We start from the raw sequence: 23,658 nt of genomic DNA, 5'->3' as shown, positions 1-23,658 counted from the left end.
ACTATTTCAGTGCCTGACCGGCGATAAAGCACTGTTGTACCACGCCTTGGGCGTCGAGCAGCACGAAATCTGCCCGGTAGCCGATAGTGATGCGACCTGCACGTTCCGAGATGCCCAAAAACTCGGCCGGATATAAAGATGCCATGCGCAATGCTTCACCCTGCTCAACCCCGAGCTCAGTGACCGCATACTGCACGGCACCAGCCATATCCAGCACTGAACCGGCCAGCGAGCCGGCGTCATTGGTCAGTTTATTGCCCTCGCGGGTGACTTTTCCGGTAAAAAACGGGAATTCGGTGTCACTGGTGCCGACCGGCGACATCGCGTCGGTGACAATCAGCATTTTGCCGCGTGGCTTAGCCGCAAGCGCCAGTTTGGCGGCAACCGGATGCACGTGATGGCCATCAAAAATAATGCCGCACCAGCTGTTGCGATCCGCCAACGCCACGCCAACCATGCCGGGTTCGCGGGAAGTTAGAGGCGACATCGCGTTATATAAGTGGGTAAAGCCGGTCGCACCGGCGGCGAGTGCCGTTTCAACCGTCGCGCCATCGGCGTTGGAATGGCCCAGACACACAATGACGTTTAAAGCCACTAACTGGCGGATTTGGTCGGGTGTGACATTCTCCGGCGCGACAGTGACCAGCTTAATACCAAGGTCAGTGCGGCCATACAGCGCCAATTCTTCGGCAGATAAACCACGGATATGCTCAGTCGGATGCACACCGCGTTTGGGTACAGACAAATGCGGCCCTTCAAAATGTACACCGAGGATCCCAGGTTCGCTGGCTGCAACAGCCGCAGCGATGGCATCGGCACAGCGCTGCATAGTTTCGACCGAATCGGTGATGACAGTCGGTAACATCGCTGTGGTGCCAAAACCAGCGTGGGCTTTGAGCATAGTGCGCAGGCTGTCGATGGTCGGTGCTGTATTAAACAAAGCGCCGCCGCCGCCGTTGACCTGCACATCAATAAATCCGGGCGCTAAAGTCAGATCGCTACACTCAGCCGGCGCACAGGGCTCAATCCGGCTGATCACCCCATCTAAAACGCTGACCCGCACTGACGAATGCCATTGTTCACCGTCAAATAACCGCGCAACGGACCACTGTTGTTGTTGCATGAAAACCGCTCCTTTTTTCCCGACCTGTCGGGGCGTTCTCTCGCCATACTACGTCAGGTACAGAAAAAACGAAACCATTCGGATCTAATAAATGGTTTCGTTTATTTTCGTTAAACTGTTTTAGTGACCTTGTTCAGGCCCGGAGGTGCGTCCGGATTCACGCCACGACTGCGCGCTACGGCTTCCACGTCGAGATAAAAACGCTGCAACAATAGCAGTGGTAGCACTCGTGGATGGCTGGCAAGCTGGCCGTGATGCAGATGCACCAGACTGGCGCCACGGCTTTGCACCTCAGCGATTTGTGCTTTATGCGCCTGATAAGCTTCGTCCTGAATCGACACATCGATGATGGCGAATTGGTCTTTCACCAGCGTCACCGGGCCATGCAGAAATTCGGCGCTGGAAAACGCCTCGGCATGAATACCGCAGACTTCTTTCAGTTTCAGCGCAATTTCACGCGAAATGGCATAACCCGGACCGCGGCCGAGCACCACACAATGCTTCACTGCAGCAACGGCTTCAGGCGTAAGCTGTGCCGGCAATTGTTGTGCCCGCAGCAACAGTTCCGGTAATTGATTGACCGCAGCCTGTAAGTCCGCGTCTTCTGACCAGACTGCGACCAGCTGCAGCAATGCACTTAATGTGGCCAGATAACTTTTGGTCGCGGCAACGGCTTTTTCCGGGCCAACAAACAACGGCACGACAAAATCAGCTTGTTCCGCCAGCGGTGAGCTGGTGTCGTTGACCAGCGCCACCACTAAAGCGCCGGCATTTTTTGCCATCGCCACCTGCGCCAGGATGTCCGGGCTGCGGCCACTTTGCGAAATACAAATAACCAGCGCATCGGTCAGCTGCAGTTGTTTGTTGTAGACGCTGGCAATTGAAGGTGCAGCCGGCGCCACCGGCAAACCAATCACGCTTTCAATCAGATACTTGCCAAATACCCCGGCGTGGTCTGATGAACCGCGGCCAACCATATAAACATACTTCGGCTGACGCTGACGGATCTGCGCCACAACTGCCGCGATAGTTGCAGCGTTGGTTTGCAACTGTTCGCGGATACGGACTGGGGCTTCTGCGGCTTCTTGCGCCATGATAGTGCTGGTCATGCGAATCTCACTTCATTGATTAGACACGGATAATACTGCGGCCTGGCGTTTGGCCTGCCGGGCACGGGCAAACCAAACTGCACCGAACTCCGGTGCGGCCTGCGCCGGTGCCAGCAATGCCTGCACCGGTGCGGATAAATAAGGCTGAACTTTGTAAGCAAGGCCGCCAATTAAAGACAGCCGCTCAGGTTTGAGGCTTAAAAGTCTCAGCGCAATATTGTCGATATGGCGGGCACCAGCCTGAATAATCTCAGCGGCGACCTGGTCGCCCTGCTCGGCGGCGGTAAAGACCAAAGGCGCATAACGGGCAAACACGGTTGGTGTGGCATGCATAAACTGACTGACAATCTCTAAAGTGCCGCTAACGCCAAGGGCCTCGCTCAGCAACTTAGTCATTTGAGTCGGTGCGCCAATCTGGTCCTTATCCAGCAATACATGATGCACCAGCTGATTACCGAACCAGGCGCCACTGCCATTATCGCCATAAGGAAAACCATGGCCGCCAACATCAAGGCACTGACCATTCACATCAGCAAGGCCACAGGAACCGGTGCCGATAATAATGACGGCACCGTCGGCACCTTTGTGCGCGCCGATACAGGCAGTATGTAAATCTGTGGTCAGATGAAACTCGGCAAACGGATGCTGCCATTCAGAAAATAACTGGAAATATTGCGGCATGTTGACACCAGCCAAGCCAGCACCGGCGATCAGACGCGACATGTCATTAAAGGTCATGCCCGCCGCCAACAATGCTTGTTGGGTAGCGGTCAGAATAGAATCGGTCGCGACTTTCATGCCACGCAGCGGATTGGCCGGCCCACCTAGCCCTTCACCCAGCAACCGGTCGGCGGCATCCACAATCACGACCCGGCATTTGCTGCCGCCGCCGTCTATGCCTAAATACAATGGGCTGCGCTGCCCTGCTTCGCTACTCATCAAGCACCCTCGTTGCACACCATGCGACTGACTGTGCCGTGTTCCCAGTGCCATTTTTAGCGCTGTTGAAAAAACCGGCATTTTTATTTATGACAGCGTTGTCATTTTTTCAGTTCAGCATATAATAATTTTGACAAATAACAAGACCCCTGATTAAAAATCAGACTGGAAATTCACGCAGCTGCTGCTGCATTCAGTAAAATAAAATAAAAATCAGCGAGTTAGCTCAGTCATCCAGTTGTAACGTCTGACCAGCATCGCTTAAAAGGAACTGTGGTACTGATGTACCACCTTTTGCAACAGGATAAATAATGAAGAAAACGCAGGCCATTCCAGCCCTCATCAGTGCAGTTTTGTTGTCGGTGGCGCCACTGCAGGCGCATCAGTTTATTCAACAGACAGAACTGCAGACATTTGCCAGCAATGCCCGCTTTGAAATGGCTGTGGTCAGTAATTTTGCGGACAAAGCCGGGACTTTCACCGGCCAGTTGCAACTTAACAATCAATCAGCCCAGGCACTCGCCCCCGGCATCGGCAACTGGCAGATTTATTTTCACTCGATCCGTAAACTGCAGCTGACCGCCCCGGCAGGATTGACTCTGGAGCATGTGCAAGGTGATTTGCACCGGCTGGCGCCAACCAAAGCTTTTAAAGGGCTGGCAGCCGGCGCGGCGCTGACAGTCGAAATCAGCGGCGCCCCTTTCCTGGTGTCTTACAGCGATTTTATGCCACGCGCTTTTATTGTTGCCGGCAAGCTGCAGCCGGAAGTGTTCAGCAATACTGATACCGAAGATTTCAGCCAGTTTGTCGCGCCGCTGCGCCGGCCCGAACAGCTGTACCGCTATCAGCAGCCAGAGCCGGATTTATATAAAGTTGCCACAGCACAGAGCCGGTTTCAGGACAATCAGGCCGTCAACGCAACACTCACTGATGACGTCAGTATCGCTGACCAGATTATTCCGACGCCGCAACAGCAAAAATTACTTGGCGGCCGGTTGTTGTTAGATCAGCAGTGGACCATCCGCTTTCAAGGCCGGTTAAAAGCCGAAGCCGCTTATTTGCAGGACCGCTTGGGCATTGCTGGCATTGCGCTGAAAACAGTACCTGGAATTACAGAGCACAGCGCCAAACAGATCCAGCTGCGGGTTGACCCTGCGTTAACCACACCGGAAAGTTACCGGCTGCTGATAAACGACCAGCAAATTCTCATCAGCGGTGCCGACAACGCCGGTGTGTTTTACGGCCTGCAATCCTTACTGGCGCTGACGCCGGCGCAGTTCAGCAGTGTCCGTCTGGCGCAGCAGGAAATTCAAGACAGCCCGCGTTATCGCTGGCGCGGCATGCATTACGACATGGCGCGTAATTTCCACGGCAAAGCGGTCACGCTGCGGCTGATTGAGCAGATGGCGCGTTACAAAATGAACAAACTGCATCTGCATCTGACTGAAGATGAAGGTTGGCGGCTAGAGATCCCGGGCTTGCCAGAACTGACCACCATCGGTGCAAAGCGTTGTTTTGATTTAACTGAACAACAGTGTTTACTGACTCAGCTTGGCACCGGCCCACACCAATCCGGCTCCGGTAATGGCTTTTACAGCCGCGACGATTTTATCGAAATCCTTAAATACGCCAGCGCCCGCCATATCGAAGTGATCCCGGAAATTGATATGCCAGGCCACGCCCGCGCAGCGGTAGTTGCCATGCAGGCGCGTTATCAGCGTTTGCTGAAACAGGGTAAAAAAGCCGAAGCAGAGCAATATCTGCTCAGCGACCCAGCGGACCAGTCTAAGTACCTGACAGTGCAGAACTACACCGATAACTCGGTCAACGTCTGTATGGATTCCAGCTACGCCTTTATTGATAAAGTGGTGTACGAACTGCAGCAAATGTATCGTGCAGCCGGCTTAAAACTGTCGACTTATCATATGGGGGGCGATGAAGTAGGTGCTGGCAGCTGGACCGCGTCACCGCAATGCCAGACGCTGTTTGCCAAAGGCATCCCTGGCGTTGCAGGCGTGGCCGACCTCAAACCTTATTTTGTCAGTAAGGTCGCGGCCTTATTACACAGTCGTCAACTGGCGTTAGGTGGCTGGGAAGATGGTCTGATGTACGACCCGATAAATCCGTTTAACCGCGAACAATTTGCCAATAAACAAGTTTACGCCAATGTCTGGGACAACATCTGGGAATGGGGTTATGCCGACCGCGCTTATCGGCTGGCGAATGCCGGATATCAGGTGGTGATGTCGCACGGCACGCATTTGTATCTGGACCATCCGAATGAAACGCACCCAGACGAACGCGGTTATTATTGGGCGGCACGTTTTACTGATGCAAAAAAAGTCTTTGGTTATATGCCGGACGACGTCTACGCCAATGCCGACAAAACCCGAAGCGGTGCTGTGATCAATGACCTAGAACATCTGGTAGGTCGTGCTCTGCCGAAACTGGAAAAACCGGAAAACATTCTCGGTATGCAGGGCCAGGTCTGGTCGGAAACTATCCGCACTGCCTCGCAACTGGAAGAAATGGTCTATCCACGGCTGCTCCCTATCGCCGAACGCGCCTGGCATAAAGCCAGCTGGGAAGCTGACGCCAATAGCAACGCGGTGAAACCGCAAGAGCGCGATCAGGCTTGGCAGCTATTTGCCCGAACTATGACACAAAAAGAACTGCCGAAGCTGAGTCAGGCAGGAGTGCAGTATTATCTGCCGCCGGTGGGGGCTGAGATCAAAGGCGGTTCGTTGTATGCCAATGTGGCGTATCCGGGGCTGACGATTGAACTGAGTCTGGATGGCGGTAGAAGCTGGCAGCGTTATCAGGAAGCCATTCCGCTCGCTGCTGGTACCGAAGTCAGACTGCGCAGCCGTTCAGCGGATGGTCGCAGCAGCCGCGAGACACAACTGCCGGAAGTCCTCCCTTAAGACACATACAGCAGGCCGGCACCACACCGGCCTGCTGTTGTTAAGCTCTGTTGGCCAGAATTTGCTGCATCACTGCGGTCGCGCGTATTGCGCTATCGCCAGTTGATGGATGCTGCAGTTCACCACGTAAATGCGCGGCGATATTGGCGACATGATAGTGCTGAATATGCGCCGGATGCTCAATAAACACTGATTCAGTCACGCCATTGACGCTGAGCTGCAGTGGGTCATCCTGAAACACCGAAAAGCGGATATGGCCCAAACTGCCGATGATTTCCACCACATCACGCCGGCCGTCCGTGCCAAAATGCCAGAAACCACTGCCGGTTGCGATATGCCCCTTGGCATCCGGTGCAAACAACCACTGCGCTGTAACCGCATCTTCAGCCTGGTACAAGCCTTGCTGATTCAGCGCCTGACCCTGCACTTGCCGGATATCGCCCAGTAAATACATCAATAAGTCCAAACCGTGACTGGCCAAATCAACAAAATAACCACCACCGGCCTGCTTCGGATCTGTTCGCCAGTTGGCGGCACCGGCTAAATCCAGCTGGTTCGGGCTGCGGCTGAAATTCCACTGCACATGGCGCACTGTGCCAATCAGGCCAGCGTCCAGCCATTGTTTGACTTGTAAAAAACGCGGCAGACTGCGCCGGTAATAAGCGACAAACAGCGGCACGCCCGCTTTCGCAAAAGCTGCATTCATTTGCGCGCACTCGTCGGTATTCAGCGCCATCGGCTTTTCAACACAGCAGATTTTGCCGGCGGCGGCGACTTTCAGCGCATAAAACAAGTGGCTGTCTGGCGGTGTGGCGATATAAACCGCATCGATGTTTGGGTCATTGATCAACGCATCAGCATCGCTGTACCAGACCGGCACCTGATGGCGGCTGGCATAATCAGCAGCTTTCTCCGCGTCACGGCGCATCACGGCCTGCACGCTAAAACCCGACGTTTGCTGATAGGCCGGGCCACTTTTGATTTCAGTGACGTTGCCACAACCTAAAATGCCCCAGCGAATTGTGTTAAGCATCAGACAGCTCTTGTTAATTGATTTGGGAAATAAACAGGCTAAAGCATCTTGCGGCAATAAAAAAGCAGGACACTGAACTCAGTATCCTGCAAATACCCTTGGATAAGGATTGGCAAATAAAACACAACATCCGTGTGACTGGTCAGCCTGCTGCACCAACTACCAATGCTACAGACTGCGACAAGGGAGACAACAGCAACCACCAGTCAGGTTGCCATCGTGCACCGGATGAAGGTCGCAATGCGTCCGCTTCATCCGGCTGTTCCAAGCACAAGTACCACTGACTTTGTGCTCAGGTTAATAGCATCCTACCAATTAATGACAACGCTGTCATTAGCTATTTGCCGAATTTTCAGACATTTTTACAACACCAGCGCACCAGGGACCTGATAATTCCGGCAGGCCACCGGATCTACCGGTAAAGCTTCTTCGAACAGATCAGTATCTGACGACAAGTGAGTATTGCTGTATAAGGCTGTCCCGCTGAGCTGGTAGCTTCTGCCAGTGTCTGAAACGGAGCCGTAGTAATCAGCTTTCAGAAAATAACTGCCGCTAAAAGTGAGCAAAGTATCGGCGCGGGCATTACGGTAACTGATGATCAGTGCAGTGTAAGCCGGTACCGCTTCTTCAATTTCCACACTCTCAATACGTTTATGCTGACCATTCGTGGTTTGTGATTTCGACAGGTTCACCGTTACCGATAGATCTTTATTTGCAGCTGCATTAAGGACATCGTCAGGGCCTGTTACCGACGCAGCGAGGCTATTGCTGTATGTCACTTTCACCGAGTTACTGGTCGTCGCACTTAACGCATCAGCTAATTCAATTTTCTGCGAGCGCTTATGAACTTCGGTTTGTCCTGAGCAATTTTTAATCACGACTCTGGTAGAACCGGCTGAAACCGGATCTCCTTGCTGAATGGTGTATTGCTGAATTCCGGAAGCAGGTATCAGGCTGATGTTGTTCATTAAACTACCGTATTCGCGTATTGTGCATTGCTGCATAAATTGCGTTTTATTCATCGCAGAACCACCACCAGCCCACTGTGCATTACATCTGTTGTAGACTTTATCTTTAAACACAGCACTGTTATCGAGCGGGATTTTCAGTTCGCCGGCTTGTACAAAACTTGCTGCCAACAAAGACACTACAAATATTTTTTTCATCTTAATATCCTTATTCCGAGACCAGGCTGTATTCAATTTGTGGCGTGGAATCACAATTGTGAGCCATCGTCAGTCGCTGCTTTTTACTGTCAGCAACAGATAGCACCTGCCAATCTGACCAGATCCCCCCTCTGCCAAGGACCGCAATCTGGTCACGGCCAAAGTTAAAGGTGACTGGACATGCAGAAGCGTTGTCAGGCAGTCGGACTCGGACCATTAATGGTGAAGGTGTAGGCACTTTCACGTCTGCCGATTCCTCAGTCAGAGGATGAACATTGTGTTCAGGCAGAGTGCTCGCCTGCAGACCATGGCTTGGACTTGCAGCCGCGGCAGGAATACTGAAGTTCCGGCAGGCTGTTGCATTGCCTTGCGGATATTCATAGAACTCGTGACGGATTTCATTGTGTTCGAATGCCAGCAAATCGCCGGCTAACGTCACATATGGCGCCGAAACTACAGTGCTGTAGTCGCCAAATCTGGTGGTGCCATTAATTTTACCTGTTGCAGTTAACGGCAGTTTTCCGCTCAGTGCAATAGAGTTGTATTTGACTATTTTGACGGTGTAAGGCGGGACTATCGTATTCACGTAGACGGTTTCAAAAATGCTGGTCGTACTCTCAGCCATCCCGGCAGTACTGAAATCTACCGTTTTTTCGTAACTTGATTTCAGGCTGCTGCCAAACTTGGAACTTCCTACCGGAAACTTCAGATTAACTTCGCGGGTTAACTTTTGCCCTGTGACAACACTGTCTTTCGTTTCAATTTTTATCCCAGACACTTTTTGGGTACCAAAGGAAGTACTTTGCGTGCGTGGTAACGAAGTACAGTTACGAACTGTGTAAACGCGGCTATCTACCGATACTGGCAAACCATTGTATGCAACTTCGCCGTAGTGAAGTGTCATCGGGCTGACAACGATATTGACCGGTTCATTAAACCGGCTATTGAGGCAGCCCATATCTCCCTGACAGCGCTGGTTATACGGTGACAGCAATTGATCGGAAGTCAGTTGGTCTAACTGGACAATCGCAGCAGAAGCTGAAGCCATTGTCAGTAAACTACTTAATACCAACATTTTGTTATGAAGCATTATGTAAATTCCTTATATATTTTTCGTGCAAACGCACGAAAACAAAATACAAAAAATTTACTCAATCATTCATACAGCAAAAAAATATCATGTTTTTATATGAATAATTTCGCTACACATTGATAAATATTAATTTTTAATCAATCAGTTGCCGTATTTTTTTGCAGCTCTGCACTCAGCCAACGCAAAATCTCTTTGCGACCCTGTTCATTCACATGACGTTGGATAGCCGCGGTCTCTGTCGGGATATGACTGAAATCAGCTGCATCCTGACGAAACACAAAATAATCAAATAATGCCTGCCAGTGCCGGCGTTCATGATCAGGGGCGTCGTTCAGTGCCACCAGCGCATGCAACATGGCCTGATACGGCGACGGACCTTTCGCATCGGAGGCCACAGAGCCACCCCACCAGTAATTCACTAAGATATTCATTGGTGTTATCGCCTGCACATGGTGCCACCACATGGCCGGCAAAAACAGCACATCGCCGGCTTCCAGCGTCGCCTGTTGCGCGTGTTTGAGCGCCTCACGATAACGCGGAAATCGTGTAAAATCCGGCTGGAGGATGTCAACCAGACTGAGCGGTGCGCCTGTTGGTGCGCTTTGCAATGGACCTATATATAAATTTGCCGCCTGCTCAGGCGGAAACAGTGTGAAAGTGCGGCGACCTATTAATACACAGGCCAGATTGTCACTGTGATCAAGGTGGGCCGGCACTACCGTTTGATTGCCGATCCAAATTCGGCCCGCGATGGCAGGGTCCAGACCGGGCATTGGATTGTGCCGGCTGAAGGCAGGTAAACAACTGTCCAATCTGGCACTTTGCAGCGCAATATGCAGTGGTTTTGGCGTTTGGATCTGCTGGATAAGCTGTTGCATCACAGCCCACACCGGATACTTGCGCCGTTCAAAATTATAATGCTGCAAATCGTCGCCGGCGTAGCCAACCTTGCCGGCGGTATCAGCTGCTAGCAGCAGGGTATCCATTTCTTTGTTGTTATCCAGCGGACGTAAATACTGTGCCAAAGCAACGGGGCCGCTGCGGGCAGCCTGCAATGCCGGCCAATGTTCCACCCAGCCTGACAACACCACAGGTTTTGCCGCTGCCACTATCTGGTCAAAATCAAAACCAGCAGCTTTGGTATCTATGCGCTGAATTTCCTGCATTCTGCAACCTTGCCTCATCAGTATAAAAGCAGTGATAACCAGGCTATCGGATGTCCGACAACCGGCATCGAAAACTGTGCAACGCGCCGTCAATGGCGCGGTATATAAAAAAAGAGCCTATGCCGCAGCATAAGCTCTTTTATCAGATATCACCCGGTCAATCGACTCAGAATGACATCCGTACGCCTAACACATAACGGCGGCCGTTCTGATACAGTGAGAACAGACGGTTTTTGTCAGTGTTGAACTCAACCACTTCTTCGTCCGTCAGGTTGACCGCTTCTGCAGTCAGTGTGATGGTATCCGTCAGGTTATAACCAAAGCTGGCATCTAACTGACCATAGTCATCGTTCCAAATCTCAGAACCACTCCAGTGCAGGCCTTTGTACCAGTCAGTGCGGAAGTTATACATCAGTCGGGCACTGTAAGTGTCGTCTTCATAATAACCACTGACGTTGTACATGTGCTTGGAAGTGCCTTCCACCAGACCTGAACCTGGTTTACGGATATCACGGGCTTCATCACGCTCTGCTTCGGTATAGGTATAGTTAGCCATCAGACCGAACTGACCAAAAGTTTGCTGATAGCTCAGTTCCATACCGCTGGTGGTACCGCCAGGGCCGTTATCAGGCTTCGTGAAGGTCACATCAACATTGGTATTACCTTGTTCCCAGTAACGCTGGTCAACAAAGGTACTGAAACCGCGATAGCTCTTCACGTCTTTGAAGAAATAAGTCGCTGCAAACACCGATGACGGGTTGAAATACCACTCGTAACTCAGGTCAAACTGATCAACCAGTTGTGGTTTCAACATCGGGTTGTTGGCCACACCCGTCGGGTTAGACACATTCAGCGAACCAAAGCTGGATGAAGAAGAAATATCATTCCAGTTCTGACGAGCCATGACGCGGGCAGCGCCAACACGCAGGATCTGATCTTCGGCAAGATCAAAAGCAACGTTGATGCTCGGCAGCATTTCGCTGTAGTCGTTGTCGATTTCTTTCCAGTTCATCACGGCTGGTTTCAGCCAGGCGCGGTCAATCGTATGCAGGCCCCAGTAGTCGGTGCCGGTGTGTTCCCAGCCACCTGAAGTCTGGGCAGTATCCACATAACGCACGCCGATGTTGCCGCGGAAACCTTCACCAGAGAAATCACCCTGAACATACAGAGCTGTGATGTCTTCAGTAACACCCCAGTTTTCGTCCAGTACACGTGAACGGGCATAATCAGCCGGCACGCCATTCAGACCAACAAAGGCAATCTCTTCCATTTTGTAGCGGTCATGCAGTACCTGATTGGCCAAAGAGCCATTGACCAGGCCATCGACAGTGACCGGGCCTTGAGTCAGACCACATTTGGTCAGATCAGAACACTGGTCAAAAATGTATTGCAGATATACCGGCCACGATGGCGCTTTAGACGCATCTTTCAGCGTATTTGGACCATGCCAGCTGTAGGCGATGCGGTCCTGAGTCCGTTCTGCCTGACGGATTTTCACACCGGTTTTCACGGCATTAAATACACCGGCGCTCACCGGAATATCAAAATCCAGCTGACCATAAGTTTCTTCGTCAGTCGTTGGTTTTTCACCACCCCAAATCCAGCCCGGAGTGAATTTGCTGCCGTCAGAACCATTTACAGCGGTATTCACTGTTGGTTTATCGCCTCTCAAATCAAAGCTGTAACCAGACGCGGTGTTGATATATTCCCATGACGTTTCGCGTAAGGTACCGCCTTCGGCGTCAGTACGACCGACCTGACCATGGACTTTGAAATTGCCGGCGTCGTAGTTCACATCGAGGTCAACAGATTGTGTTTCAGTCGAAGCAACCCGGTTGATAAAGTTGTAACCGATTTGACCGGCTGCGACTTTACCGCCTACCAGCGCGTTATCAACCACCGCTTTGTCAGTAACTTTATTCGCCACCACGTCGTTGCCTGTCCACACCAGATAGTTAGCGTTGTGGTTGTCAGCATCAACTTTTGACTTTAATACATTTAACGTCATTTCCAGCGCTTCAGTCGGGCGCGCCTGGAAAGCAACAAAAGCCGTTTCACGCTCACGTTTTTGCACAAAGCGTGGCACACCCATCACGCCCGGATAAGACATGCCTTTTGCATCAACCGGCCATGACAGCACTTCAAAGCCTTCACGCACCAGGTTGCGATCTTGTTTCATCGCTGAAACTAACACACCAAAACGCTCATCATCCGTTTTCCATGAATACATGGCGCCAAGTTGCGGGTCAGTTTTTTCTGACATATCAGAATATTGGCCTTCCAGCGACAGCGTCAGCGAATTGGCATCCATATCCAGTGGGCGGCGCGTTTTCAGAATAACGGTACCACCGATCGAACCTTCATCAATGCGGGCTTCGGGAGATTTGTAGACTTCGAGGTCACGTACCAGTGCCGATGGCAACATGGTGTAGTTGAAGCTGCGGCCCGGGTTATCCAGAATAAACCAGTCTGCAGTTGCAACTGTCTGGCCGTTCAGTAAAGTCCGGTTGGTTGCTGAGCTGGCGCCACGGATCGTAATTTTTTCGCCTTCACCGAACTCGCGGCTGACGCCGACGCCGGTGATACGAGACAGAGATTCCGCCACGTTTTTATCCGGGAATTTACCGATATCTTCAGCGGTTACTACATCAACGATAGTGTCGCTGAAACGTTTGGCGTTTAAGTTGGCTTCCTGAGATGCACGGATACCGCGCACCTGAATCACTTCAACCTGTTGATCTTTTTTCGCGCCATCAGTCTGTGCCTGCTGAGCGAATACCGGCGCAGATAACGCCACAGTACCTACCATCAGACCCAGTTTGACCGCTACGGCACATTTATTCATTTTATTGTGCGACATAAGCTTCTCCCATTCCTGTTTTTCTTCGTGTGCGATGAATTTTTTTCTGTCCTGCAATGACAACGCTGTCATTAAATCTCAACATACACAAATTATTTTTACTTTGCAAACCCCATCCGCTGATTTTTTAGACTGATTTTGTCGCTTAAGACAAGGCCTCAGTTATGGCTGATTTTAGACCAGGACAGCTGTATTTACAGGCTCTCACAGTTCAAGCAAACCATAATGCCATGTATTTATTCATCTTTTTTAATTAAGAAAAATATGAGCCTCGCCATTGCTCATTTTTTGATAAATAAACAATTGCTGTTTTGGCCAAAACGTTGTATCCCTTAGTTCAATAATTCTTACAAAATGACTACCGCTGTCATTCCCTGCTTTACGGGGGCGGATTTTCAGCCTGTTCGGTCTATGCCAAGCAGGCCTGCTGACAGCGGCTTATTTGCCTGGAAGCGCTATGAAAGTAACCATTAATGACGTCGCTGAGCTGGCCGGAGTGTCGATCAAGACGGTGTCGCGGGTGATGAACAACGAACCGTCGGTGAAAAAGGCCACGCTGGATAAAGTCACGGCGGCTATCGCCCAGCTGAATTATCAGCCTAATGCTGCCGCCCGAAATCTGGCCAGTACCCGCTCTTATACCATCGGTTATATCTACGACAACCCGAACGCTTATTATGTGATTGATATGCAAAAGGGTTTATTGGATACCTGCCGCAAGCATGGTTATGAACTGCTGATCCACCCCACTAATGCCAAGTCCGCCAACATAGTGCAGGAAGTGATAGATGTGGTGCAGCATTCGCGTCTTGCCGGGTTAGTACTGACGCCGCCGTTTTCCGAAATGCCGGAAATTGCTGAAGCACTGGAACGGATTGAAGTGGATTTCGTCCGGATCATTTCCGGTTCGACGCCGTCGCCGAAACTGACCAACTGCGTATTAATTGACGACTTCACGGCCGCTTTTAAAATCACCAATCACCTGTTGGAACTGGGTCACACCGACATCGCGTTTTTATGCGGTGATGAAGAACACAGCTCCAGTGGCGAACGGCTGGCCGGTTTTCAGGCGGCATTGACCAAACGCGGCATTCAGGCCAATCCAAAATTTGTCGTACCGGGCAGTTATTCGTTTGAATCCGGCGTTAAAGGCGCCAAACATCTGCTGGCAATGGCGCACAAACCCACCGCTATTTTCGCCTGTAACGACGAAATTGCCGCGGGAGCTTTATTTAGCGCCCGGCTCAGTCATGTTGAGATCCCGGAGCAGCTGTCGATTGTCGGCTTTGAAAACAGCCCGTTCTCACGGCAGACCTGGCCACCTCTGACCACAGCCAACCAGCCGAACAGTACTATCGCTGCACAGGCGGCCGAACTGTTGTTCCGCCACACCAGACCCGGTAGTGCCCGTAGCGCCGTGGAACAGCAGCCGGTGTTTATTCCGGAGTTGCTGGTGCGCGAATCGACGGCGCCCTGTGCGCGCTGAATCCGCCCAATAAAAAAAGGAGCCCCAAGGCTCCTTTTTCAACTGAGGGATACTGAGTTACGGCGCGACCGCCTGCATCATCAGCGCAGATAAATAACCGCCGTAAGTCCCCAGCGCATAACCCAATACCGCCAGTAATACACCAACAGGGGCTAACGCCGGGTGGAAGGCTGCTGCAACCACTGGTGCTGAAGCCGCTCCGCCAATGTTGGCCTGACTGCCCACCGCCATATAAAACACCGGCGCTTTCAGTAACTTCATCATGCCGAGTAATAACAGCGCATGGATGGAGATCCATACCAGGCCCACCAGGAACATCACCGGGTAGTCCACAATAGCGGTAACATCCATGTGCATACCGATAGTCGCCACCAGAATGTACACCATCACAGAACCCACTTTCGATGCACCTGTGGCTTCCAGGTGACGCATTTTAGTGCCGGATAACAGCAAACCAAATGTCGTTGCCAACACCACGATCCAGAAGAAAGTGCTGGTCAGGCTGTACATCGCCAGCTCTGGCGCATGTTGTTCAATCCAGGGCGCAATAATATTGGCCAGCCAGTGCGACAGGCCTGCCACACCAAAACCAACTGCGATAATCATCATCAGGTCATTGGTCGACGGATTCCGTGAGTTTTCTGCCTGATATTTCTCGATTTTGCCTTTTAAATGCTCCAGCGCACGGGTGTCCGCACCATTGGCTTGATCAATCCTTGCGGCATTCGCCGCCATCCACAGCAACACGGCAGTCCAGATGTTCGCCACCAGTACGTCCACCGTGATCATCACCGAGAAGATCTCACCGCTTGGCTGAAACACTTCTTTCATTGCGGCCTGGTTGGCACTGCCACCGATCCAGCTGCCGGCAATTGTCGACATGCCACGCCAGGCAGCATCAGCGCCTTCGCCGCCCAATTGCTCCGGGAAGAAATGCCCGACACTGGCCAACGCTATTGGACCGCCCATTACCACACCGACTGTACCGGTCAAAAACAAAATCAACGCTTTAGGGCCTAAACCCAGGATGGCACGAAAATCCACGCTCAGTGTCAGCAACACCAGACAAACCGGCAACAGATAACGCGATGCCATCTGATATAACTGCGAATGTTCGCCATCAATAATGCCAAAACTGTTAAACAACGACGGGATGAAATAACACAGCAACACTGACGGGACATAACGATAGAATTTTTGCCAGAACGGACTGGCGCTGTGACTTGTGTGAAACACAAAGCCCAGAATAAGTGCCAACAGGCCGAGTACGACGGCGTCGTTGGTGATCAATGCGGTTGAAGTCTGCATGCAGAATTCCTTACGTGACAGGTCTACAGAATGAAGTGCAACTGAGCAGGACTTTTTCCGATTTAACGCAAAACAACGGCACAACACATTGTTATCAAGAGTTTTTTACGGTCTAAACTGCGTGGGAAGCACAAGATAATTTTTTTGTTATGTGCCGAAACATAGCATAGATATGGGTTCTGGCAAAGTCTTGTGCGGTTTTCTGCGCACTCGGCGCTATGAAAGCCTGTGTCTGAATTTCTCAGCTATTTAACTCTGACATCAACGCTCACCCGGCCGCAGTTAATTGCACTGCTGTTGTTATTTTCACCGACTGTTGCCAACCATTCAGCGGTATAGCACTAAAGTACCGTTTACCGCTTTACGGCAAACTCCTACCCTGCAGCAAGGCACACAACAACAGCAGAGGGTGTTATGCGGGTATTGATCACAGGTGGCAGCGGCGGTATTGGTTTTGCGGTGGCACAGGCGTATGCCGCGCAAGGCGACGAAGTGATCCTGGCCGATATCAATCTGGCAGTTGCAGAAGCCAAAGCGGCAGAATTGGTCGCCACTGGAGCCAAAGCCAGCGCGCTGCTGCTGGATTTAACCTCTCAGGACAGTATTGAACAAACCGCTGCAGCCGCAGGCCAGGTGGATGTGTTGGTGAACAACGCCGGTATCCAGCATGTGGCGCGCTTAGAAGAATTTCCGGAACACAAATGGCAGCAGCTGTTGCAGGTGATGCTGACCGGACCGGCCATGCTGAGTAAAGCGTTGTTGCCCGGCATGCGCTGCCGTGGTTTTGGCCGCATTGTGAATATCGGCTCTATTCATGCCTTAGTCGCCTCGCCGTTTAAATCGGCATATGTCGCGGCTAAACATGGATTGCTTGGCTTTAGTAAAGTGGTTGCGCTGGAAAACGCCGACATTGATTTTACTATCAACACCATCTGCCCGGCTTATGTCCGCACCCCGCTGGTCGATGCGCAAATCGCCGCCCAGTGTAAAGAACATCAGCTTAGTGAAACTGAAGTCATCGAGAAAATCATGCTGGCACCGATGCCGCAAAAAGCCTTTATTGGCGTCGATGAAATTGCCGCAACCGCAGTGTTTCTGACCACAGCCGCGGCCCGCCATATCACGGCGCAAACGCTGGTGCTCGACGGTGGCTGGACAGCGCGTTAACTGCTTTTCAGCACTCAGAAACTGAGGCACAATCAAAGGCTTCGCGGTGAATGCGGTAAATTCTGAAATGATTCTGAGTCAGGGCAGCATTGGCATCGGCAGCATCGCGGTGCTGTCGCTGCTTTATCTGGCGGTGCTGTACAGTGTCGGGCTACTCGGCCGGCGTCTGACCGGCCGCCATCCGCTCGCGCCCTGGGTCTTTAGTTTTGCCCTTGCGATTTATTGCACCAGCTGGGCCTTTTATGGCGTGACGGCGCAGGCCGCGGTAAATGGCTGGTGGATCCCGCCGACCTATATCGGTTCGTTGTTGTTATTCTGGTTCGCCTTTGGCCTGATCAGCCGTATCGCCATCGTCTGCCGGCGCTTACGCATCACATCAGTCGCCGATTTTATCGCCACCCGCTATGGCCATTCGCGTTTATTAGCCGTGATCACCACACTCATCGTGCTGATGGCGGTCATTCCTTATATCGCTTTGCAGTTACAGGCCGTGTCGACCAGCATCAACGCACTGGTTGGCAGCAGCGCCGGCGGGCCCTGGTATCAGGATACCGGGCTTTATGTCAGCTTGTGGCTGGCGATTTTTGCCATGTTATTTGTTGGCCGCAGCGCCAAAGCGCATCAGCCCAATCCCGGCCTCATGACCGCTATTGCCTTTGAATCGCTGGTGAAATTACTGGCGTTACTGGCCGTCGGTTGTTTTGTCGTGTTTGGTTTGTTTGATGGTTTTAGCGATATTTTCGCTAAGGCCGCCGTCTCGGCGGACGTTAAACAGCTGCAAAGTCAGGGTGCGCCCTGGTCGGTGTATTGGATCCACGTCTTGCTTGGTTTTGTCGCCACCTTGTGCCTGCCGCGCCAGTTTCACGTCAGTTTTGTTGAGATCCAGCATTTGGGGCATCTGCGCTACGCGCGTTGGATCTTCCCCGGTTATTTGCTGCTGATGAGCCTGTTTACGCTGCCGGTAGCGCTGGCCGGCACTTTGTTATTGGGCCACAGCGCCAGTATCGATTTAGTGGTGTTGCAGCTGCCGCTGTCGGCCAACCGCACCGATATGGCGCTGCTGGCTTACCTGGGTGGTTTTTCCGCCGCCACCAGTATGGTGATAGTCGCGACTGTGGTGCTTGGCATCATGATCACCAACGACTTACTGACGCCGCTGATATACCGCCAGCAGCAGAAACCGGCTGACGGCAAACCCTGGATCCGCATGGTGACGCTGCGCCGTCTATCGATGTTAAGCGTGCTGACGCTCGGCTATCTGTATTACTTATTAATCGGCACTGAAACTGGCCTCGCCCAGCTTGGCCTGATGGCCTTTGCGCTGATTGCCCAACTGGCACCGGCGCTGATCTTTGGTCTGCTGAACCGCCGGGTTAATCGTCAGGGCGCATTAGCCGGGTTGCTGTGTGGTGCCAGTTTATGGGCTTATATTTTGTTACTACCAGAACTCAGCCGCGCCGGGTTAATCCGTTGGGACTGGCTCAGCCTTGGGCCTTTTGGCTGGCAGGCCTTAGCGCCCAATGCTTTGCTCGGCGGCCAGTTTGATTTGATTAGCCTTGGGGTGGTGGTCAGTCTGAGCGTGAATACCTTGCTACTGTTGCTGGTCAGTCAGCTCAGTCAGACCCGGCTGACCGAATATCTGGAAAGCGCTCGTTTTTTCCGCCAGAGCCAGTCCAAACCGCAACAGGCAGCACCACAGCTGACAGTGCAGGATTGTTATCTGCTGGTGCGGCGTTTTGCCGGCGAGCGCGAAGCGCGCTTGTTGCTGCAGCGCCAGTTTAAATCGCTTTCACCCCAGCTGGACGCCCGCGCACCACAAGCGCTGCAGCAAAGCACAGAGCGCACACTGGCAGCTGTCGTTGGCGGCGCTTCGATGCGGTTGTTACTGAATGCTGCCGGCAAAAACAGTCAGTTGCCGCTCGAATCAGTCGCACGTTTTGTCGACGAAGCCAGTCAGGTTTATCTGTTTAATCAGGCGTTGCTGCGCGCCACTATCGACAATATCAGCATGGGCATCAGCGTGGTGGATGCCGATTTACGCCTGATCGCCTGGAACCAGCGTTATCTGCAGATGTTTGCTTATCCGCCCGGCCTGATTGAAGTCGGCCGGCCGGTAGCGGATTTAATTCGCTATAACGCCGAACGCGGCTGGTTTCACGATGCGGCCATGCCCGACGCGGCACAAATCAGTGCAGAAGTAGAAAAACGGCTAAATTTCCTGCGTCAGGGCAGTAGTTATCGCTTCCAGCGCCGTCAGCGCGACGGCCGGGTATTTGAGATGCAGGGCCACCCACTGCCGGGTGGCGGTTTTGTCACTACCTACAGCGACGTCAGCTCTTTTATTGATGTGCAGCAACAGCTTGAAGCCAGCAACAGCACGCTGGAACAACGGGTGCTGAGTCGTACCGCCGAGCTGGAACAGCTGAATCAGCAACTGGCCGCCGCCAAACAACAACTGGAAGAACAAACCGCCAGCAAAAACCGCTTTTTCGCCGCCGCCAGCCATGATTTGCTGCAACCCTTTAATGCCGCGGCATTGTTCTGCGGGCTGATCCGTGAAAAAAGCAGCGATGGCCAGGTGCAGCAACTGGCAAAAGATTTAGCAGCATCGCTCAATTCCGCCGAAGAACTCCTGGCCGGTATTCTGGAACTGACCAAACTGGATGCCGGCGTGATTAAAGCGCAAAAAGCGCCGGTTGCAGTGAACACGCTACTGGACCAAATCGCCCGCGAAGCTGGCTTGATCTCAACCGGCAAGCCGATTCGATTCCGCTACCGGTCTAGCCGGCTCTGGGTGGATACCGACAGCCGTTTATTGCGCCGTGTCGTGCAGAATCTGGTTGCCAACGCCTTGCGCTACACCCCACAGGGGAAAATTTTACTCGGTTGCCGGCGCTGCCACTGGCAAGGGCAGCCGGCGGTACGGATTGAAGTCTGGGACACCGGCGTTGGCATCAGTCCGGATGAACAACAACGCATTTTTCAGGAGTTTCAACAAGGTAAAGAAGCGAATAATCAAGGGCTTGGCATTGGCCTTGCCATCAGTCAGCGTATCAGCGATTTACTGCAGCATCCGCTGACTTTGCACTCCGCCCCTGGTAAAGGCAGCTGTTTTGCCGTGACAGTGCCGGTGTGTGCTGCAGGGACTAGCGCCGCGCCTGCGCTGCAGCCGCGGGAGCAGTCGGTCAGTTTCCGCGGTAAAACGATATTATTGCTCGATAACGACCCGCAGTTATCCGGCGCCGTGGCGGCATTACTCAGAAGCTGGGATTGTCAGGTACTGGTGGCGCAGCAGCCCTCTCAGGCACTGCATTGGCTCAGTGAAGGCCATCCCGTGGATTTATTGTTGTTTGATTATCATCTGGATCAAGGCGCGACCGGTGTCGAAGTGGCGATGCAACTGCAGCAGCATTATGCTTTGCAGGTGCCGGTGTTAATCCATTCCGCCGACCAGCAGCAACAAACCCGTGATCATGCGCTGAATAACGGCTTCCACTTTATGCTGAAACCGTTAAAACCGGCCAATTTAAAGCGGCTGCTGCAACGCTTGCTGCGCTGAAACAGGTCAATGGGGTAGTCACTCAGCAGCGACACAGGCCTGATTGCGACCGGCAAGCTTGGCCTGATACAAAGCGCGGTCGGCACGACGGAACAGCCGTTCGTAGTCTTCGTCGCTCTGCAGTTGGGCGACACCAAAACTGGCGGTCAGCGGATGCACATCGCAGATATACACCTGCCGCAACTCGCTGATAATGCGCTCGGCAATCGTTAATGCGGCCTGTTGAGTGGTTTGTGGTAACAGCACAACAAATTCATCCCCACCAAAACGGCCAAGTAAATCAGTTGGCCGCAGCGACAACTGCGCCAGACGCGCCAGCTGTTGCAGCGCCTGATCGCCGACATGATGACCAAACTCATCATTAATTTTTTTGAAATAATCGATATCAAACACCAGCAGTGACAAAGGCCGCTGTTCCTGCCGGCTGCGGCTTATTTCCAGTGCCGCCCTTTGTTCCAGCCGGTCGCGGGACGCTACCTGCGTCAAACTGTCGGTAAAAGCGACTTTGCGCAGCTGCAGGTTATCTGCCAATAAAGTCGGAATAGCAAGACCAAACAGGGTGTTGGCGGCAATCACGTTGATGGCAAACTGATAGACCATCACATAGTCCATCAAACCAAACAAATGCACCCAAAATGCAATCAGGAAACTCGACAAGGCCACGCTACTGACATTAAGTAATGCCGATTCGGAACAGGCGATCCACATATGCGGGATCACCAGGAAAAATATCGCAAAGGCGCTGTTTGGTGAATCAGTCACCTTCGCCAGCAGCATACAGGCAGTCAGTAACACCGCATTCAGTAATAACTTCAGCAAATAACGCGGGTGAAACTGTTGTTGTTGCAGGCCCGCCATATCGGTCAGACGAAACAATGCCGAGGGTAAAACCCTGCTGAGCAGGCCAACAAAAAACGGCGCCAGCACCATCACACCGGCCATATCGCCGATCCAGAATGGCAGCCAGGTCGAGGCGATTTCTGCTTCCGTCATCATGTCGGTGATGACCAAAGTCGGCAGCACTAACCAGGTGGCACAAAACGAACTGACGGCGGCAATCACCAAAAAGGCTACGATGATCCGGCTGATATCGCGGGCGCCCCGCTTGGCCAGCGTACGTAAAGCAATGGCACCGACGGCATAAGGCAGAATATGCGCCAGGCCAAATAGCAAACCGGCTTCAAGAATTTGCCATTCTGGCAGCTGAATATTGTAATGGCGGGCGGTATAGAAGGTAATGAGCACACAACCGGTTAATAACGCCGGCAGCACGGAAAAACCCAGTAATAACAGCGATGCGAAGGTCAGGCCCGCTACCGGATACCAGACACTGGCGTGATGGGTATATTCCACCAGCCAGCCAATTTCAAACACCAGCAGCCACAGCAGCAATAGCAGCAGGTTGCGCAGCAACCAGGATTGCTGCAACCGGATTTGCCAACGTTGGCGGTCAAACAGCGGCGCGGGGGCCAGACCTTCAGATTTCACTTACTGCAATTTCCAGTAATAAATACTGCCATCATCACTGCCACCCACGGCGGTTTTGCCATCGGGTGTCAGCATCATTGGCCAGTTCATCAGCTTGGTGCCATATTGCCACAGTTGCTGGCCAGAACAAGCATCGAACAGATAAAAGTTACCCGGCGATTCCTTTTGATTACTGCCACCATTGCTCTCATCCGGCTTGCCGTCGGTGGCACTGACCAGCGTTGCCGCTGCGTCTAAGGTCACGCCCGGATTCACTGCATATTGCACCGGTTTGCTCCATTTCAGCACCGGAGCCCAGATGGGATAGTTGGCAATCTCTGACGCGGTTTGCTCTGCATCCACCCGGTACAACACCCCGGCTTCGCCCTGGTTAGCGCCAACCACTATCACCAGTTCTTTGGCAGGAGTTTCAGTGATGGCGATGGCATAGGCAATATTCAGCCCGCTTAATGTCGGTTTATAGACAAAAGCTGTGCCCGGCTGCACTGCCTGAAAAAACGCACAACTGCCATCATGTAACGCTGCCGCCGCATAGGCGCCGTCGGTGGTCGTCACGACCCGCATCACGCCCTGCGCCTGCTGATAGCTGGTTGCTGCGCCGAATTTGCCGTTATCCAGCGCAATCTGCTGCACCATCCCGGTGTAGACCGGTTTCACGTTGTAGTTGATAGCGCCGACCCAAACCCGGCTGCCGTTTGGCGCCAGCACCGCGCTGTAACTGGAAAAGTCGGCCGAAAGCGCCATGCTGTCGCTCAGTGACCAGACGGGCGCCACAGTGCTGCCACTGGCATAGTGGTATAACCGCAATTCGTGCTGAAAATCGGCCAGTAATAAAGTGCCGTCACTGCTGAAAGTCAGCTGATTAACGCGCGCCGGTAAGTTGTTGTCCTGAAAAAGAATACTGCCAGTACTGGCATCGAGGATACACAAAAAGCCACAGGTTTTACTGGTTTCACCGCCACAGGCGGCAAAGCGTTTGTCATCACTGACGGCCACCCAGAAAATCCCTTGGGTGACATTGGCGGCGGTGACCGGCACCGACCAGAGCTGGCTACCGCTGGCGTTGTAGCCATAAAAGTTAAACTGACCTGTGCCGAATTCACTGGAGGTGCCGCCGACAGTCAATGCACCATCCGGGCTGACCGCGACTGAATTAACCTGTAAACCGGCTTGTGGTGTTTTTTGCCAGCTTGGCTGGCCGGCGCTGTCTGAGGTTGCAGTTGTCATCTGATTGTCC

15 protein-coding genes are annotated in these 23,658 nt (G+C 52.6%); 4 read left to right on the top strand and 11 right to left on the bottom strand.

What is annotated here, in order from left to right:
* Position 1 precedes the first annotated feature (1 nt).
* From nagA to nagK, 3 genes are all read right to left on the bottom strand, one after another.
* Positions 2-1,123: an N-acetylglucosamine-6-phosphate deacetylase gene (nagA, locus tag Q399_RS0106505; protein WP_031566916.1), complete on the bottom strand. Its 1,122-nt coding sequence runs from the start codon at positions 1,121-1,123 to the stop codon at positions 2-4.
* Positions 1,124-1,233: 110 nt separating this feature from the next.
* Complete coding sequence (gene nagB-II, locus Q399_RS0106500; protein WP_031566913.1) at positions 1,234-2,232, bottom strand: glucosamine-6-phosphate deaminase NagB-II; 999 nt, start codon at positions 2,230-2,232, stop codon at positions 1,234-1,236.
* Between the two features lie 12 nt (positions 2,233-2,244).
* The gene (nagK, locus tag Q399_RS0106495; protein WP_031566911.1) at positions 2,245-3,171 is read right to left on the bottom strand and encodes an N-acetylglucosamine kinase; all 927 of its coding nucleotides are present in this window, start codon (positions 3,169-3,171) and stop codon (positions 2,245-2,247) included.
* 311 nt (positions 3,172-3,482) lie between these two features.
* Between nagK and Q399_RS0106490 the strand changes: the two genes are divergently transcribed.
* Positions 3,483-6,095: a family 20 glycosylhydrolase gene (locus Q399_RS0106490; protein ID WP_031566909.1), complete on the top strand. Its 2,613-nt coding sequence runs from the start codon at positions 3,483-3,485 to the stop codon at positions 6,093-6,095.
* A gap of 40 nt (positions 6,096-6,135) precedes the next feature.
* Here the strand turns inward: Q399_RS0106490 and Q399_RS0106485 are convergent, their stop codons facing one another.
* The 5 genes from Q399_RS0106485 to Q399_RS0106465 all read right to left on the bottom strand — a co-directional run bounded on the left by Q399_RS0106485 (position 6,136) and on the right by Q399_RS0106465 (position 13,413).
* On the bottom strand, positions 6,136-7,128 hold the full coding sequence (locus tag Q399_RS0106485) for a Gfo/Idh/MocA family protein (protein ID WP_031566908.1): 993 nt from the start codon (positions 7,126-7,128) through the stop codon (positions 6,136-6,138).
* 362 nt (positions 7,129-7,490) lie between these two features.
* Positions 7,491-8,294, bottom strand: a complete 804-nt coding sequence (locus Q399_RS0106480; RefSeq protein ID WP_031566906.1) for a hypothetical protein — start codon at positions 8,292-8,294, stop codon at positions 7,491-7,493.
* Between the two features lie 10 nt (positions 8,295-8,304).
* On the bottom strand, positions 8,305-9,384 hold the full coding sequence (locus tag Q399_RS0106475) for a hypothetical protein (RefSeq protein ID WP_031566903.1): 1,080 nt from the start codon (positions 9,382-9,384) through the stop codon (positions 8,305-8,307).
* Between the two features lie 140 nt (positions 9,385-9,524).
* Positions 9,525-10,553: a cupin-like domain-containing protein gene (locus tag Q399_RS0106470; RefSeq protein ID WP_051685820.1), complete on the bottom strand. Its 1,029-nt coding sequence runs from the start codon at positions 10,551-10,553 to the stop codon at positions 9,525-9,527.
* A gap of 166 nt (positions 10,554-10,719) precedes the next feature.
* Positions 10,720-13,413 carry a TonB-dependent receptor gene (locus tag Q399_RS0106465; RefSeq protein ID WP_031566898.1) on the bottom strand — a complete coding sequence of 898 codons (2,694 nt, stop codon included), beginning with the start codon at positions 13,411-13,413 and terminating at the stop codon, positions 10,720-10,722.
* 457 nt (positions 13,414-13,870) lie between these two features.
* Between Q399_RS0106465 and Q399_RS0106460 the strand changes: the two genes are divergently transcribed.
* Positions 13,871-14,899 carry a LacI family DNA-binding transcriptional regulator gene (locus Q399_RS0106460; protein ID WP_031566896.1) on the top strand — a complete coding sequence of 343 codons (1,029 nt, stop codon included), beginning with the start codon at positions 13,871-13,873 and terminating at the stop codon, positions 14,897-14,899.
* A 57-nt stretch (positions 14,900-14,956) separates the two neighbouring features.
* Here Q399_RS0106460 and Q399_RS0106455 read toward each other — a convergent pair whose 3' ends face one another.
* A complete protein-coding gene (locus Q399_RS0106455) occupies positions 14,957-16,207 on the bottom strand; it encodes a DUF819 family protein (protein ID WP_031566894.1) in 1,251 nt (416 codons plus the stop codon).
* A 414-nt stretch (positions 16,208-16,621) separates the two neighbouring features.
* Between Q399_RS0106455 and Q399_RS0106450 the strand changes: the two genes are divergently transcribed.
* Positions 16,622-17,374: a 3-hydroxybutyrate dehydrogenase gene (locus Q399_RS0106450; protein WP_031566892.1), complete on the top strand. Its 753-nt coding sequence runs from the start codon at positions 16,622-16,624 to the stop codon at positions 17,372-17,374.
* Between the two features lie 67 nt (positions 17,375-17,441).
* On the top strand, positions 17,442-20,933 hold the full coding sequence (locus Q399_RS0106445; RefSeq protein WP_031566889.1) for a PAS domain-containing hybrid sensor histidine kinase/response regulator: 3,492 nt from the start codon (positions 17,442-17,444) through the stop codon (positions 20,931-20,933).
* 18 nt (positions 20,934-20,951) lie between these two features.
* On the opposite strand, the gene Q399_RS0106440 is transcribed toward Q399_RS0106445, so the two are convergent.
* Both Q399_RS0106440 and Q399_RS0106435 read right to left on the bottom strand, forming a co-directional pair.
* Positions 20,952-22,421, bottom strand: coding sequence for a GGDEF domain-containing protein (locus Q399_RS0106440; protein ID WP_245612847.1), 1,470 nt, complete (start codon positions 22,419-22,421; stop codon positions 20,952-20,954).
* Positions 22,422-23,648 carry a WD40 repeat domain-containing protein gene (locus tag Q399_RS0106435; RefSeq protein ID WP_031566884.1) on the bottom strand — a complete coding sequence of 409 codons (1,227 nt, stop codon included), beginning with the start codon at positions 23,646-23,648 and terminating at the stop codon, positions 22,422-22,424.
* Positions 23,649-23,658: the final 10 nt, after the last annotated feature.

The organism is Rheinheimera texasensis DSM 17496, assembly GCF_000711985.1.
GTDB classification, from domain to species: Bacteria; Pseudomonadota; Gammaproteobacteria; order Enterobacterales; family Alteromonadaceae; genus Pararheinheimera; species Pararheinheimera texasensis.
The sequence above is the reverse complement of the archived record's forward strand: the minus strand, read 5'-3'. Positions and strand labels throughout refer to the sequence as shown.